14 protein-coding genes are annotated in these 15,625 nt (G+C 66.1%); 9 read left to right on the top strand and 5 right to left on the bottom strand.

Translation table 11 applies throughout. The annotated features are described in order from the left end of the window. Nucleotide 1: 1 nt before the first annotated feature. A complete protein-coding gene (locus ACVRRC_RS06155) occupies nucleotides 2–430 on the bottom strand; it encodes a RidA family protein (protein WP_017246061.1) in 429 nt (142 codons plus the stop codon). A gap of 203 nt (nucleotides 431–633) precedes the next feature. Here ACVRRC_RS06155 and ACVRRC_RS06150 point away from each other — a divergent pair, with 203 nt between their 5' ends. After that, nucleotides 634–1,446 carry a M90 family metallopeptidase gene (locus ACVRRC_RS06150; RefSeq protein WP_472996748.1) on the top strand — a complete coding sequence of 271 codons (813 nt, stop codon included), beginning with the start codon at nucleotides 634–636 and terminating at the stop codon, nucleotides 1,444–1,446. A 107-nt stretch (nucleotides 1,447–1,553) separates the two neighbouring features. Then, a complete protein-coding gene (gene ppa, locus ACVRRC_RS06145) occupies nucleotides 1,554–2,081 on the top strand; it encodes an inorganic diphosphatase (protein WP_003290517.1) in 528 nt (175 codons plus the stop codon). A gap of 88 nt (nucleotides 2,082–2,169) precedes the next feature. On the opposite strand, the gene ACVRRC_RS06140 is transcribed toward ppa, so the two are convergent. From ACVRRC_RS06140 to ACVRRC_RS06125, 4 genes are all read right to left on the bottom strand, one after another. After that, nucleotides 2,170–3,627 (bottom strand): sensor domain-containing diguanylate cyclase, encoded by a 1,458-nt coding sequence (locus ACVRRC_RS06140; RefSeq protein WP_472996747.1) that lies wholly within the window; start codon nucleotides 3,625–3,627, stop codon nucleotides 2,170–2,172. A gap of 152 nt (nucleotides 3,628–3,779) precedes the next feature. Further along, nucleotides 3,780–5,561 carry a PAS domain-containing protein gene (locus ACVRRC_RS06135; RefSeq protein ID WP_472996746.1) on the bottom strand — a complete coding sequence of 594 codons (1,782 nt, stop codon included), beginning with the start codon at nucleotides 5,559–5,561 and terminating at the stop codon, nucleotides 3,780–3,782. A 71-nt stretch (nucleotides 5,562–5,632) separates the two neighbouring features. Further along, entirely contained in the window at nucleotides 5,633–6,286 is a 654-nt protein-coding gene (locus ACVRRC_RS06130; RefSeq protein WP_019405363.1) for a response regulator, read from the bottom strand. Nucleotides 6,287–6,299: 13 nt separating this feature from the next. Further along, on the bottom strand, nucleotides 6,300–8,342 hold the full coding sequence (locus ACVRRC_RS06125; RefSeq protein ID WP_472996745.1) for a PAS domain-containing sensor histidine kinase: 2,043 nt from the start codon (nucleotides 8,340–8,342) through the stop codon (nucleotides 6,300–6,302). 257 nt (nucleotides 8,343–8,599) lie between these two features. Here ACVRRC_RS06125 and ACVRRC_RS06120 point away from each other — a divergent pair, with 257 nt between their 5' ends. The 7 genes from ACVRRC_RS06120 to ACVRRC_RS06090 are packed head-to-tail and all read left to right on the top strand — an operon-like array spanning nucleotide 8,600 to nucleotide 15,592. Further along, nucleotides 8,600–9,685, top strand: a complete 1,086-nt coding sequence (locus ACVRRC_RS06120; protein ID WP_048329959.1) for a methyl-accepting chemotaxis protein — start codon at nucleotides 8,600–8,602, stop codon at nucleotides 9,683–9,685. 21 nt (nucleotides 9,686–9,706) lie between these two features. Next, entirely contained in the window at nucleotides 9,707–10,072 is a 366-nt protein-coding gene (locus ACVRRC_RS06115) for a response regulator (RefSeq protein ID WP_015275608.1), read from the top strand. Between the two features lies 1 nt (nucleotide 10,073). After that, complete coding sequence (locus ACVRRC_RS06110; protein ID WP_017246054.1) at nucleotides 10,074–10,415, top strand: STAS domain-containing protein; 342 nt, start codon at nucleotides 10,074–10,076, stop codon at nucleotides 10,413–10,415. Then, entirely contained in the window at nucleotides 10,405–12,651 is a 2,247-nt protein-coding gene (locus ACVRRC_RS06105) for a chemotaxis protein CheA (RefSeq protein ID WP_019405366.1), read from the top strand. The genes ACVRRC_RS06110 and ACVRRC_RS06105 overlap by 11 nt, the downstream gene beginning before the upstream one ends. Then, nucleotides 12,630–14,276, top strand: a complete 1,647-nt coding sequence (locus tag ACVRRC_RS06100; RefSeq protein WP_472996744.1) for a methyl-accepting chemotaxis protein — start codon at nucleotides 12,630–12,632, stop codon at nucleotides 14,274–14,276. Before ACVRRC_RS06105 ends, ACVRRC_RS06100 begins: the two co-directional genes overlap by 22 nt. A 10-nt stretch (nucleotides 14,277–14,286) precedes the next feature. Next, nucleotides 14,287–14,784 carry a chemotaxis protein CheW gene (locus ACVRRC_RS06095; protein ID WP_017246051.1) on the top strand — a complete coding sequence of 166 codons (498 nt, stop codon included), beginning with the start codon at nucleotides 14,287–14,289 and terminating at the stop codon, nucleotides 14,782–14,784. A 1-nt stretch (nucleotide 14,785) separates the two neighbouring features. After that, nucleotides 14,786–15,592: a CheR family methyltransferase gene (locus tag ACVRRC_RS06090; protein ID WP_061372972.1), complete on the top strand. Its 807-nt coding sequence runs from the start codon at nucleotides 14,786–14,788 to the stop codon at nucleotides 15,590–15,592. Nucleotides 15,593–15,625 lie beyond the last annotated feature (33 nt).

Genomic DNA, 15,625 nt, shown 5'->3' with positions numbered 1-15,625 from the left:
CTCAGCCGGCCGCCAGCAACAGCACCGCGTCGATCTCGAACAGCATGCCGTCCAGTGCCAGACGCGGCACGGGAATCAGCGTACAGGCCGGCTTCGGACCCGGCCCCAGCGCCCGCGCGAGTTCGTCGCCGAACACCTGCAGCCGCGCTTCGCTGTGATCGACGATCAGTACACCGAGCCTGGCAATCTGCTGCGGTGTACCGCCCACGGCCTCGATGGCGATACACAGGTTGCGCAGCGCCTGGCGCACCTGCTGGCGGAAGTCCTCGGACAGCTGTCCGTCGGCGGTTTCACCGCCCTGCCCGGCGATAAAGGCCAGTCGCGCGCCGGGCGGCAACAGCGCCACATGGGAATAGCCGTTCGGGGCGGGGTCGTACAAGCCCGGCGGGTTGATCAGGGAAAGTCCCCCTGGGCGGTTCTGTTCACGCATGGCAGGCTCCTCGTCTACAGGGTTCGGCGGGCGAGGCCAGCAGTAGCGCTACTCGCCCGGAGTACTCACCGTAGCAGCCGCCCGGCGATCCCACCGGTGTTTCGCAGAGGCGGTCGCGGGCTTTCATGGCAGCCGAGGTCCGGCTTGCCGCTGGTGAGCGCCGCGCTTATGGTGAGCGCCCCGCCCCGCTGGAAACATCAGCCATGTGGTCCTTTCGCGCCTGGCAGCGCAAACGCATCCTCGCTCGCAACCCGGTCGATGCCGATCTGTGGCAGCGGGTGCTCGACAGCCTGCCGATTCTCGACGGTCTCGGCGACGACGAACTCGCCCGCCTGCGTGAGCGCGCCGTGCTGTTCCTGCACGACAAGCGCCTCACCGCGCTGCCCGGCGTCGAGCTGCAGGCCGAGGACCGTCTGCGCCTGGCGCTGCAGGCGCAACTGCCCCTGCTGCACCTGGCGGACCTCGGCTGGTACCACGGCTTCCACGAGATCGTGATCTACCCCGATGATTTCCTCAGCCCGCAGAAGCACCGCGATGCCGCCGGCGTCGAGCATGAATGGGACGCCGAACACAGCGGCGAAGCCTGGCTGCAGGGTCCGGTGATCCTGGCCTGGCCCGGGGTGCAGGAAAGCGGCGACTGGGAGCCCTACAACCTGGTGATCCACGAACTGGCGCACAAGCTGGACATGCTCAACGGCGATGCCAACGGCCTGCCGCCGCTGCATCGGCAGATGCGCATCGATGCCTGGGCCAGCGCCATGCAGGGCGCCTACGACCGACTCAACGCCGCGCTGGACGCCGACCCGGAAGCCGAGACGCCGATCGACCCCTATGCCGCGGAAAATCCGGCGGAATTCTTCGCCGTCACCAGCGAGTACTTCTTCAGCGCCCCGGACGTGCTGCAGCAGAGCTTTCCCGACGTCTACGCGCAGCTGGCGGCGTTCTACCGGCAGGACCCGCTCGCTCGACTGCAACGACTGCAGGCCGAACATCCCGCCTATCGGGAACCTGCGTAGGCCTGGCGCGTCGAAGCCGGCGTGCATTGCGCGCGACATTGCGCCTATAATCGCGCCCACTTTTTTCCGCCCCCAGGCCGCGCTGGCCGATCAGGAGCCCATCGTTCATGAGCTACAGCAAAGTCCCGGCTGGCAAAGACCTGCCGAACGACATCTACGTCGCCATCGAGATCCCGGCCAACCATGCGCCGATCAAGTACGAGATCGATCACGACACCGACTGCCTGTTCGTCGACCGCTTCATGGCCACCCCGATGTTCTACCCGGCCAACTACGGTTTCATCCCGCATACCCTGGCCGATGACGGCGACCCCCTCGACGTGCTGGTCGTGACCCCCTACCCGGTTGCCCCGGGCTCGGTCATCCGCTGCCGTCCGGTCGGCGTGCTGAACATGACCGACGAAGCCGGCGGTGACGCCAAGCTGATCGCCGTCCCGCACGACAAGCTGACCCAGCTGTACAAGGACGTGAAGGAATACACCGACCTGCCGCCGCTGCTGATCGAGCAGATCAAGCACTTCTTCGAGAACTACAAGGATCTCGAGAAGGGCAAGTGGGTCAAGGTCGAAGGCTGGGAAGGCGCCGACGCCGCCCGTGCCGCCATCATCAAAGCTGCCGAGGCTTACCAGAAGTAAGTCGAGGCACTGAAGAAAAGCCGGCCACAAGCCGGCTTTTTAATGCCCGCAAATCGGCCTTGTGCCACCAGCCCCGCTTCGACTATCACTAGCCCCGCACCTGGTTGCGCCCGCCACGCTTGGCTTCGTAGAGCGCCTGGTCCGCTCGCGCCATCAGCTGATCCACCTCACCCGGTAGGCCCTCCATCTGCGCCAGACCGATGCTGACCGTCACCATGATGTCACCGGCCGCCGTGGGCATCGGCGTCTGGGCCACGGCAGTGCGGATCTTCTCGGCCACGCAGCGTGCCCCTTCGGTATCGGTATGCGGCAACACGATGGCGAACTCCTCGCCGCCGAGCCGACCGAACAGGTCGTGAGCGCGCAGCATTCCGGCACAGGTCTCGCTGAACTGCTTGAGCACGGCATCGCCGATCGGATGGCCGTGCACGTCGTTGACGCGCTTGAAGTGATCAATATCGAGCATCAGCAGGCTCAGGTTCTCGTTGTGGCGGCGCGCCCGCGCGAGTTCAGCCTCCAGGCCCGCGAGAAAGGCCCGGCGACTGCTGACGCCGGTCAGTACATCGGTGTTGGCCAGCTGTGCCAGCTGGCCGTGGGCGAGGCGCAAGCGAGCGATGCTCTGGAAGTAGCGACTGCTCAGCAGAAAGATCAGCAGCGCCACCACCGACAATGCCAGGGAGATGACACCTGCCGAAACGGTCAGCAATGTCTTGCGCTCCTGGAATGCCGCCATGAAGTCCGTTGGCGACAACAGCACGACCACCACCACGCCCTGGTCAATCAGGCGCCGATAGGCGCCGAGGCGATACTCCCCGTCGATGACGCTGACGCCTTCGTAGAAGCCTCGCTGGGGGGCCTCCGGATCGAAGTAGGGCTTGTCCTCCGGCACCTTGAAGCGCCCGTAGCGCCCCGGAATCTGCGTTCCGGAGGCGATGGCTCGCACGCTGCGATCGGTGCCCAGCAAAACGATGCTGCCATTGGGGCCGACGTCGATCTGCTGGTAGTAGTCGGCGAAGAAGCTGGTGGGCACGGAAAGCACCAGCACCCCGGCAAACTCGCCGTTCTGGTGGATGGGGCGGGTGAACTGGATGGTCCACTGTTTCGAAACCCGACCAAGCACCGGCTTGCTGATGAACAGCCGATCCTCCTGCGGGTTGTCGCGATGCACGCGAAAGTGCTCGCGATCGCTCAGGTCCACATGCTTTCCGGACGGCCCGAGGTTGGAAAAGACCAGCCGGCCGTCCCGGTCGATCACCGCCAGCTGTGCAATGAAGCCGCCATAGGCCTTGAGCTCCTCGTCCACGTGGCGGCCGAAGTCCATGTGCTCCAGGACGTCTTCACGCATGTCCAGCAACACGATGTCCATCAGCCGGATGGTGCTGAGCACGTGGGCCTCGAAAGCGGTGGCGAGGTTCATCGCGTTGTTGCGCGCCGCCTGCACCGTCAGCGTACGTTCATGCTTGATCTCGTCCAGCACGAACGCCCACATCGGTCCCAGCGTCAGCACGAGCACCAGGGCTGCCAGAAGTCCTGCCTTGCGTTTCAAGCTTCACCCCGTCGCGTCCTACGCGAAGTTCTTGTTCTCGAAGCTAACAGACGAACGGTAGCGCCGGCCAGACACGTGACCGGACAACGCACCGGCATGACGCGCGCTCGCCCGCGCCTTGTACGCAAGGGCAACACAGCCATCAAGCTGGATCAGGCCATCGCCACTGGCTGGCGCACCGGAAGAAGTTCGTGGACGACCAGCACCTGCCGGGTCAGCGTACTCATCAGCAAGGCCGAGCTCTGGTACGCGCGCCGCTGACCATCACGGCCGTGCTCGTAGCTGAAGACAAACGGATCGCCAGTGCCGGCGAGCAGCGCCTCGATGCCGTCTGCCAGCCTGGCACCGGCATCGAACCCGTCGCCAGTGGCCGCACGGCAACGCGCCAGGTAATCCAGCGACTTGCATCCGGACAAGGCAGCCGGAGCGTTGCCGCCGGCCATCCAGACCTGATTAGCGGTGATCAGCCTGCCGTTGCCGTCGACCACCCCGATGGCCAGCGGCAAGGCATCGATGATCCCGCGGGTGAACGCCTCGGCGTCTTCCAGACGTGCCTCGCGCCGCTGCTGCTCGGTCACATCCTGCAGGCAGCCGACCAGCAAACCGGCTGGATGGGCCTTGGTCCGAATCACCGTGCCGGCAAAATGAAAGTGGCGCCAATCCTCGGCGTCGGTGTCGCTCAGGCGAACCCACGCATCGAACCCGGTCCGCCCCTCGGCCAGATCGAGCATGGCGGCAACGAACCCCAGCCGGTCCTGCGGGTGCAGACGCTCCAGCAACGCCTGGCCGGCAGCAGCGCCCGGCGGCATGCGCAGCAGTTGCAGGGCCTGGTCGGAGAGCTCCAGGCGTTGGTTCGCCAGGTCGAATTGCCAGTCGCCGAACAACCCGACCTGCTGGGTCAGGCGCAGGCGCGCCTGCACCGCCTGGGCGGTCTGGGCGCTCGCCACGTCGCGACTGATGTCGCTGAAGAACAGGTACAGGCCGTCGGCATGCGGATAGGCGTGAATGCGATACCAGCCCTGATACTGCGGCGAAAAGGTCTCGATCCGTCGAGCGATGCCCAGGTCCATCACCTCCTGCAACGCGACACCAAGCTCGGCGCCACGTGCCTGCGGCAGCAGGTCCCACATCACCGCGCCCAGCAATTCACTGCGCGGACGCTGCAGAAGGGCGACCGCCCGACCATTGAGGTCGACCAGCCGCCAGTCGCGATCGAGCCGGCAGAAGCCGTCATCCAGGTGCTCCAGCAAGGTGGTGAGTTCGTCGTTGGCGGCCTGCAGCTCGCAAGCCCGCCGTCGCACGTCGCTGACATCCCAGGACAGCACCAGCAAGGATGAGGCCCCTTCGATACCGGGCAACGGCATGATCAGCACGTCCCACCATTTCGCAACGCCGGCCAGCGTCGGACAGAACCCGGAGAAACGCGCAGGCTCGCCGGCACAGGCGCGCGCGAAGGCATCCCGCGCCGCGGCGGCGGCTTCGCCGGACCAGACGCCGAGCCAGTCCGAGCCGTGCAACGCATCGAAATCGCATACGTCCATCAGTTGCCGGCCCCGTTCGCTCATCGCCAACAGTCGCCCGTGGACATCGACCTCTTTCAGGCAGGCGCCATCGGACTGGGCCCATAGCGAACAGAGCTGGCGCAGCAAGGCGACCTCCCCGCGCGCCCGCATCAGCCGCTTCCGCTGCTTCAGCAAGCACGCGCAGAGGTAGACCGGCAAGGCGCCAGCCACGGCGATACCCGGCAGCACCAGCACGGGCCCGGCCGGCAGGCCGAGCACTTTCCACAGCAGGCCTGCCAGCAGGCTCAACGCAGCCGCGACCAGAGCCAGCAGCCATGGCGCCTGCCAGAGCGGGCGTTGCGCGATTGCGGTGGGGCCGGCGTGCCGTGCCAGATAGGCGTCGACGAACACGTCGGCGGAGTGGGGATGCATGGTGGATCTCGCTTGCCGGGGCCAGGCCACACTGTGGCGCCGGAGCGGCCGGCGCGCTATCAGGCAAACCCCTAGTCGTCGGGGCTGATCAGCCCCTGCCGCACCGCGTAGAGCACCAGCGACGGTACGTCGTGCAGGTTCAGCCGCGCCATGATCTGCGCGCGGTGGGTGTCCACGGTTTTCACGCTGAGCCCGAGACCACCGGCGATATCGCGGGTCGATACGCCACGTGCGATCAGGCGCAGGATCTCGATCTGTCGCGGCGTCAGCGCCGGGGTCACGCCTGTGTCGCGGCTGCGCCCCTCGACGATCGCCGAGCTGATCACCGTTTGCGCGATCCCCGGACTCAGGTAGGACTCGTTGCGCGACAGCGCCTGCAGGGCCATGTCCAGTTCCTGCGCGGCGGCGTCCTTGAGCAGATAGCCGCGGGCACCCAGGCGCAACGCTGCCAGCACGTAGTCGGCGGTGGCATGCATGGACAGGATCAACACCTGCACATGCGGATACTGGCCGTGCCATTGGCGCAGCGCATCCAGCCCGCCCATGTGCTTCATGCTGAGGTCCAGCAACAGAATGTCCGGACGCGCCTGGCGCAGGATCGCCTCCACGTCCTGGCCGTCGCCACCCTCGGCGACCACCTCGTAGCCGGGCTGATCCTCGACCAGCGCTCGCAGACCGGCCCGCACCAGGGCGTGATCGTCTACCAGGGCAACACGCTTGTTCAAAAGCTCATCCTCATCAGTCGTTCGGCGCCGGCAGAAGCGCGGTGATGCGCGTCCCCATACCCGGCAGGCTGGAAATACGCAGGTCGCCACCGAATGAGGCGACTCGCTCGTGCATACTGGTCAGCCCCAGGCTCTGGGCGCCCTGCAGCGCGTCTGGCACGTCGAAGCCACAGCCATCGTCGAGGATTTCCAGACGCAATTCGTGTTCGTCGCACACCATGAGGATGCGCACCGTGTGCGCCCGTGCATGCCGCGCGACGTTGTTCACCGCCTCCTGCACCAGCCGGAATGCCGCCACCGCCCGGCCGGGCGGGATTTCCGTGGTCGAGCCGCGGACCTCCAGCTCCCAGCTCGTGCCGCTGGCTTCGAGAAAATGCTGCAGGTGCCAGCGCACGGCTGCTTCCAGCCCGAGCGTTTCCAGCTGCAGCGGGTGCAGCGACAGCGACAGGCTGCGCACCTTGGCCAGCGCCGCATCCACGCCGGCCACCAGCGGCTGCGACAGGCGTTCGAACTCGCTGTCGCCAGCCTGACGGCGGATCAGCCGCTGCAGATGCAGTTTCAAGCCGGTCAGGTGCTGGCCGACGTCGTCGTGCAGGTCACGCGCCACCTCGCGCCGCTCGATTTCCTGCACCTCGATCAGCCGCTGCGAAAGATGCTGCAGCCGCTGATTGGCGTCCTCCAGATCGCGCCGCAGCTGCTCGGCCTGGCTGACATCGCGGATCAGCAGTTGCACCTCGGCGTCGCCGTCGGCGGGCAGCAGCGTTTCGGTCACCTCCGCCTCGAACGGCCGGCCGTCGCGGCATACCAGCAGCAAGCGCTGCGGCTGGCCGCCCGCAACCCCGCGCTGCAAGGCCTCCAGCCGGGCAGCTTCGCGGGCGCGCTGATGTTCGGCGACGAAGTCGAGGAACGGCTGGGCGTTCAGAGGCTGCAGCGGATCGCCGGCCAGCAGACGGCGCGCAGCCGCATTGGCGTAGTGGATGCGACCCTGGCGCAACATCAGCACGCCGTCGGGCAGGCCGTCGACCATGCGTTCGTAGCGGCGCTTCTCATCGGCCAGGTTGCTGTCTGCGGCCTTGAGTTCGGTGACGTCCATCAGCGCGCCAAACAGCACCCGCTGGCGGCCGCCGAGAAGCTGTATGCGCTCGAACATCCAGCGCTGCTCGCCATCGGCGCCCAGTACACGGAACTCATGAGCCAGACTGCCGTGCCGCTCGGCCCGCTCATGGGCATCGGCGACCGCTGAGCGATCATCCGGATGCAGGCGATCGAGAAAGGCCGTCCAGCTCAGCGCACGAGCGTTGGCGACGCCGAGCACGTCAGCCATCTCCGGCGCCCAGTCGATCTGCTCGCTACCCGGCAGCCGCTGCCAATGCCCCATCCGGGCGACCTGCCGCGCCAGCTCCAGTTTCCCCAGACGACCGGCCAGCTGCGTTTCGGTCTGGAAATGCGCGCTGACATCCTGCGCCATCAACAGCGCGAAGGGCGACTCGTCGACGTCCAGCGCGCTGCAGAGCACTTCGACATTCAGTTCCCGGCCGTCGCGCGCCACATGCTGGCGCAGCCCGGCCAACTGCTGCGGCGTCGCCGGCTGAGCAAGCGCCTCCAGCCGTTCACGCTCGTGGGCCGCATACAGATCGAGGATTTCCAGCTGAGCGAATTCCTCGGTGCTGTAGCCATAGGCCGTCACCGCCTGGCGATTGCCGCGGACGATGCTCAGGGTGCGCTTGTCGAACAGCCACATCGGCGCGGGATGCCGATCGAAGAGCATGCGGTAGCTGTTCTCGGCGCGGCCCACCAGCTTCTGCGAGCGCATCACCCCGTCGGCCAGCCGTCGTGTGTACCACCAGATTCCCAAGGCGGTGAACAGCACGAACAGTGCGATGCGCAGCGTATAGCTCGACTCGGGCAAGCCCAGCGCGGTGATGATCAGGTTCGTCACGAAGATCCATACCACAGCCACCAGGGCATAGGCCAGGACGATCTTCCACGGCGCCACCCTCAGCGCACGGCGTGAGGCATGAAGACTCGCAGCGACATCGGCAGCATTGGGGATCATTGCGATGCTGTCACTCCTCGAAGGCGCCCTCCGGCATGAGGCGGTGGGGACGCGCATTGCGCCAGTCTCACTGTAGACAACCCGCTGCGCCGCTTGATCGCCAACCGGCGTAGCCGAGCGCTCAGGGCCGATGCCCGGCAGATTCTCGGAAAACTTTAGCGCCCATGTGCCCTAGGCCACCCTAGGGGTTTGCCCGATACCCGCCCCGCTCCCGGCTGCCTATCGTTCGCCGCACATGAACCGGGAGGCAGGGTGAGATGATCGCCTACAGCGCACTTTGGATTGCAATCGCCGCAGGACTCGCAGGCCTGGGCCTTGGCTGGCCGTGGATGACCGTCGCCGGGCTGCTCGGCAGTGCCGGCGCCGCGCTGCTGCTGCGCCCGGCCGCACCGACGCCGCAGGCAAGCCCCGAGCCGGCAAGCACACCGGTGGCGCCGGCCAGCTCGGCAGTCGAAGCGCTGCTGCTGGCCGTGGTTCCCACCTGGCGCAGCAACGTGGATCAGGTGCGCCAGGTGCAGCAAGGCAGTATCGGCGAACTGTTCAGCCGCTTCTCCGGCATGACGCAACGCCTGCAGCAGACCCTGAACACCTCCGAAGCGGTGGTCGGCGGCAATGGCATGGCCAGCAGCCTGCGCCAGGCGCGCGATCAGCTGAACATGGTGACGGGTGCCTTTCATGCGGCCAGCGAGCGCAAGGCCGAACTGCTGGGCACCATCGGCGAGTTGAATCAGCACGCCAGCGAACTGCAGAACATGTCGCGGCTGGTTCAGGACATCGCCCGCCAGACCAACCTGCTGGCGCTCAATGCCGCCATCGAGGCCGCCCGTGCCGGCGACTACGGCCGCGGCTTCTCGGTGGTCGCCGATGAAGTGCGCAAGCTGTCCACGCTGTCGGCCGAAACCGGCCAGGACATGGACCAGAAGGTCGGCGAAATCAACCAGGCGATCAGCGCCACGGTCAGCGCCGCCGAAGAATTGAGCAATACCGAACAGAGCAACCTGCACTACCTCGATGAAGTGACCGGAGAGGTCATGCAGGGCCTGAGTGCCAGCCTGGAAGAGCTCTCCGACACCTCGCTGCTGCTGCAGCAGGACACCCGCCACACCCAGGCGGACATCGAAGAGATCGTCGTCAACCTGCAGTTCCAGGATCGCACCGACCAGATGCTCGACCACCTGCAGCAGGACATGCAGCGCCTGCACGAGGCCGTCGAGCATCAGGACAGCGCCGTGCTCGACCCGCAACGCTGGCTGCGCGAGCTGCGCCAGCGCTTCACCACCGACGAAGAGCGCCACGGCGTCAAACGCAGCAGCGCCTCGACCGACGACGTGACCTTTTTCTGACCCCGCCAAGGAGACATTTTCATGGGCAAGACCATTCTCATCGTCGACGACTCGCAGTCCATGCGCCAGCTGGTGAAGATGACCCTCACCGGCGCCGGCCATCAGGTGATCGAGGCGGTCGACGGCCGCGATGCACTGACCAAGCTCACCGGGCAGAAGATCAACCTGATCATCAGCGACGTGAACATGCCCAACCTCGACGGCATCGGCCTGGTCAAGGCGGTCAAGGCCAACCCGGCCTACCGTTTCACGCCGATCTGCATGCTCACCACCGAAAGCGAGCAAGGCAAGAAGGCCGAAGGCCAGGCCGCGGGAGCCAAGGCCTGGATCGTCAAACCGTTCCAGCCGCAGCAGCTGCTGTCGGCCGTCGAAAAACTGGCCGGCTGAAATGTTCACATTCGAGCAGCAGGCCAGCGAGGCCGGCACGTGCCTGGTCCTGAGCGGCAGCCTGACCATCTATGAAGTGCGCGACGCACGCGACGCGCTGCTGGGCGCGTTCGGCGCGCAGCCCAGCGGCCACTGGCAGCTGGACCTCAGCGCACTCGACGAACTGGATACCGCCGGCGCTCAGCTGCTGCTCGCCGCGCAGCGCCAGCTGCGTCTGAGCGACGCCACCCTGGAAGTCTGCAACCCAAGCGCCAGCGCGCTCGAACTGCTTCAGCTGCTGCATCTGCAGGCGCTGTTCTCCAGCCACGGGCCGGCAGCCAGCGGAGACCGCCATGCTCAATGACCAACAGTGGAGCCAACTGCTGCTGAGCTTCGTCGAAGAAGCCCATGACCTGGCCAAGCAGGCCGAGGAATACCTGCTGCAGCTCGAGCAGACGCCGACCGACGAGGACGCCATCAACGGCCTGTTCCGCGCCATGCACACCCTGAAGGGGTCGGCCGGCCTGTTCTCGCTGACGCCCCTGGTGAACTTCACTCATCACCTGGAAAGCCTGCTGATGAAGGTCCGCGAGGGCCAGCAGGCGCTCACGCCGGTGCTGCTCGACCTGCTGCTGCGCGGCCTCGACGAGATCAATGCGATGGTCGAGCTGATCGACGCCGAGAGCGGCGAGCTGACCGTGGACGAAGCGCGCCATGCCGGACTGATCGCGGCCCTGACCGGCCATGACGCCAGCCCGCTCATTCCGCTGACCGTGATCGAGCCCGACGCCTGCAAGGCTTTCGGGCGCCTCGACAAATGCGCCAGCTGCGACCAGGAGGCGGCCTGGCACATCTCCCTGCGCCTGCAGCCGGAGATCCTCGGCAATGGTTTCGACCCGGCCTCCTTTCTTCGCTACCTCGGCCGGCTGGGCGACATCCTGCAGCTCGAGGTGATCGACGACGCGCTGCCGGCGCTGGCCGATATGGACCCCGAAAGCTGCTACCTGGGCATGGAGATCGACCTGTGCACGACGGCCGGCAAGGCCGAGATCGAGGAAGTCTTCGAGTTCATCCGCGACTTCTGCACACTGCGCATCCTGCCGCCGAACGCCGCGCTGGAAGATTACCTGCAGCTGATCCACGACCTGCCGGAAACCGACCAGAAGATCGGCCGCATCCTCGTCGCCAGTGGTCTGCTCACCGAGCTGGAACTGGACCAGGCACTGCGCCTGCAGGCGGCCGAAGCGCAGCAGCCCCGTCCGCTGGGCAGCGTGCTGGTGGAGCAAGGCATGGTGCCGGCCCAGGGCGTCAACGCAGCGCTGGCCAAACAACAGACGGTGCGCGAGAAACGCAACCAGGAGAGCAGCCAGATCCGCGTCGCGGCGCACAAGCTCGACGAGCTGATCAACCTCGTCGGCGAACTGGTGATCAGCGCCGCCGGTGCCCAACTGCGGGCCCAGCTGAAGGGCGACGCCGCCTGCATCGAAAGCACGCAGACGGTCAATCTGCATGTCGAACAGATCCGCGAGGCGGCGCTGAAGCTGCGCATGATCGAGATCGGCGACACCTTCAACCGCTTCCACCGCGTGGTGCGCGACGTCAGCCAGCAGCTGGGCAAGGACATCCGCCTGGAAATCCAGGGCGCCGACACCGAACTGGACAAGGCGGTGATCGATCGACTGGCCGATCCGCTGACCCATCTGGTGCGTAACGCCATCGACCACGGCATCGAGCCGGCCGATCAGCGCCTCGCCGCCGGCAAACCGGCCGAAGGGCATCTGCGCCTGGACGCCTACCACGAGTCGGGGATGATCGTCATCGAAGTCGCCGACGACGGTCGCGGCCTGAACACCCAGCGCATCCGCGAGAAGGCCGTTGCCCGCGGCCTGATCGATGCCCAGGCAAACCTCAGCGATCACGATGTGCAGATGCTGATCTTCGCCGCCGGCTTCTCCACCGCCGACAACGTTTCCGACCTTTCCGGGCGTGGCGTGGGCATGGATGTGGTGCGCAGTGCCATCGATGCGCTGCGCGGCACCATCGAGATCGACTCGCGCCCCGGCGAAGGCTGCACCTTCCGCATCCGCCTGCCGCTGACCCTGGCCATCATCGATGGCTTCCTGATCAGCCTTGGCGACGACTACTTCGTCATTCCGCTGGACATGGTCACCGAATGCCTGGAGCTGGAAGCCGATCAGCTCGATGGCGCCGCCTACGGCTACCTCGACCTGCGCGGCCGACCGCTGCCGTGCCTGTCGCTGGCCGCGCATTTCAAACTGCGCGAGGCGCCCAGCAAGCGCCGCAACATCATTGTCGTCAGTCACGGCCGGCAACAGGCCGGGCTGATCGTCGATCACCTGCACGGTGAACTGCAAACCGTCATCAAGCCCCTCGGCCAGCTGTTCCAGCATCTGCAGGGTATTGGCGGCTCAACCATTCTCGGGAACGGGCAAGTTGCCCTGATCCTGGATATTCCCAGTCTGTTCCGTCATCTGCACACCCACGTCGAAGCGAGCCCTGCTGATCTGCGTACCAGCCAGCCCCGCCAGATCGCCGCAGGTCAGCAAGGAGAAAACCCATGCAACTCTTCCGCAACATGAAAATCGGCGCGCGCCTGACTCTGGGCTTCCTGGTCGTGGTGGCGCTCACCGTCACCGTGGGCCTGTTGGGCATTCGCAACCTTGCCCACGTCAACGACCTGTCAGACCAGATGTATTCGCGTGACATGATCGCGCTGAACAACATCCAGTCGGCCAACGTACAGCTCGTCTACGTCGGTCGCGGTCTGCGTTCGAGCCTTCTGGCAACGAGCCTGGAAGAGCGTGACGCGGCCATCAAGCAGACCCGTGAAGCGGTCAGGAAGATGTATGAGTACATCGAGCTGACCCGCTCCAGCTTCGTGACGCCGGAAGGCAAGGCGCAATTCGAGTCGCTTAGCGAACCGATGCAGGCGTATGTGCAGATGGTCGAGCAGGTGCTCAAGCTGCGTGAAGCGTCCAGCGAGGTGCGGCCGGCCGACGAACTGACCGTCATGCTTCCACGCCTGCGCGAAACCGGCGGCAAGGCAGACGACCTGCTTACCGCGCTGGTCGAGCGCAAGGTCGCCAATGCCAAGCAGGCCAACGAGGAGATCACCAGCATCTACCTCGGCTCGCGGACACAAATGATCGGCCTGGTGATCATCGCCGCCGTGCTCGGTTTCATCATCGGCATGCTGGTCACGCGCAGCATCACCCGCCCACTCAATCGCGCCGTCAGCGTCGCCGACAGCCTCGCCGCCGGTGATCTGGGCGTGCAGCTGGAGGTCAACAGCAAGGATGAAACCGGGCGCCTGCTCAGTTCGATGAACAACATGGCCGAACGCCTGCGCAACGTCATCAGCGACGTTCGCAGCGCCGCCGACTCGCTGTCGTCGGCCTCCGAGGAAGTCAGCGCCACCTCGCAGTCGCTGAGTCAGGCCGCCAGCGAGCAGGCCGCCAGCGTCGAGGAAACCACCGCCTCGGTGGAGCAGATGTCCGCCTCGATCGCACAGAACACCGAAAGCGCGAAGATCACCGACAACATTGCAGGCAAGGCCGCCAATGACGCCGTCGAAGGCGGCCGTGCGGTACGCGACATGGTCCAGGCGATGAAGCAGATCGCCGACAAGATCGGCATCATTGACGACATCGCCTACCAGACCAACCTGCTGGCCCTCAACGCCGCCATCGAGGCCGCGCGCGCGGGCGATCACGGCAAAGGCTTCGCGGTGGTCGCCGCCGAAGTGCGCAAGCTGGCCGAGCGCAGTCAGGTCGCTGCCCAGGAGATCGGCGGTGTCGCCAGCAACAGCGTGCAACTGGCCGAGCAGGCCGGGTCGCTGCTCGACGAGATCGTGCCGAACATCCAGAAGACATCCGACCTGGTGCAGGAGATCACCGCCGCCTCGCAGGAGCAGAGCAGCGGCGCCGAGCAGATCAACATCGCCATGGGCCAGATGAGCCAGATCACCCAGCAGAACGCCTCGGCTTCCGAGGAGCTGGCCGCCACCTCCGAGGAGATGAACGCCCAGGCCGGACAGCTGCTTGAGCTGATCAGTTTCTTCCGCTTCGACGCCACCAACACCGCCTCGCAGCCGCTGCGGCGCCCGGTGCCGTTCGCCAGCCCACGCCCGGCCGCCAAGAGCCCGCGTGGCGAGCAGCGGGCACTGGCGTCGGTGGACGACAGCCAGTTCGTCAGCTTCAGCTGAGGGTGCGCGCATGAACCAGATCGCCAACACCGAGCACAGCATCCAGCACCTCTCGTTCCGGGTTCGCCAGGCGCGCTATGCCCTGCCGATCGAGCTGGTCCGGGAAATCATCGAGTACGGCCAGATCACCAGCGTGCCGATGATGCCTGCGTGCATCCACGGGGTAATCAACCTGCGCGGCAACGTGGTGCCTGTGCTGGACCTGGCGGCGCGCTTCGGCATGGAGCGCACCGCCGCGGGCAAGCGCACCTGCATCGTGATCATCGAACTGGAGCTCAACGAGGTGCAGCAGCGCATTGGCCTGGTGGTCGATGCGGTGGATGCGGTGCTGGACATCGAAGGGCATGAAGTCGAGCCGGCGCCGCCCTTCGGCACCGGCATCCGCACCGACTTCATCGCCGGCATGGCGCGCAACGAACAGGGCTTCACCATCATTCTCGACGTGCGCCGGGTGCTCTCGCTGGACGACATCCTGCAACTCAATCGCGCCATGGCGCTGGCAGGCTGAAGTGACGACGTCCCACCTGCCGTCGCTGGGCGATCGGGAGTTCCGCTATCTGCAGAAGATGATGGCCGAGGCTTCCGGCATACGCATGAGCGAAGGCAAGCGCCCGCTGGTGGCCGGCCGGCTGATGCGCCGGCTCAGGGCGCTGGGCCTGCGCGACTATGCGCAGTATCTGGATCTGCTGCGCGCACCGGAGCAGCAGGTCGAGCGGCGGCTGGTGGTCGACCTGCTGACCACCAACGAAACCTACTTCTTCCGCGAGCCGCAGCACTTCCGCTTTCTCGCCCAGTGGCTGGCACGCCGCAGCGGGCCGCTGCGCTGCTGGAGCGCCGCCTGCTCCAGCGGCGAAGAGCCCTACAGCCTGGCCATGGTACTGGCCGAGCACGCCAGCTCCGACTGGTCGATCCTTGCCAGTGACCTGAGCCAGAGCGTTTTGCACAAGGCTCGCGAGGCGGTCTATCCGATGACCGATACCGACGCTTTCCCACCCGGCTGGCTCAAGCGCCACTGCCTGCGTGGCGTCGGCGCCCAGGATGGCAACTTTCGTATCAGCCAGGCGCTGCGCGAGCGGGTCAGCTTTCGCGAGATCAACCTCATGCGGCCGCTGCCGCAGGATCTCGAACCGATGGACCTGATCCTGCTGCGCAACGTGCTGATCTACTTCACCGCCGACGACAAGCGCGCCATCACGGCTCGTCTGTTGCAGCACCTGCGCCCGGGCGGTCTGCTGTTGATCGGCCACGCCGAAAGCGTGCACGGCTTCGGCTTGCCGCTGCGCGGTCTGGCGCCTTCGGTATTCGAGCGTCTATGAGCCGCTCAGCCCCCTCCGCGACGTTCCGACGCA

Source organism: Stutzerimonas sp. LR2, assembly GCF_055755175.1.
The sequence above is the reverse complement of the archived record's forward strand: the minus strand, read 5'-3'. Positions and strand labels throughout refer to the sequence as shown.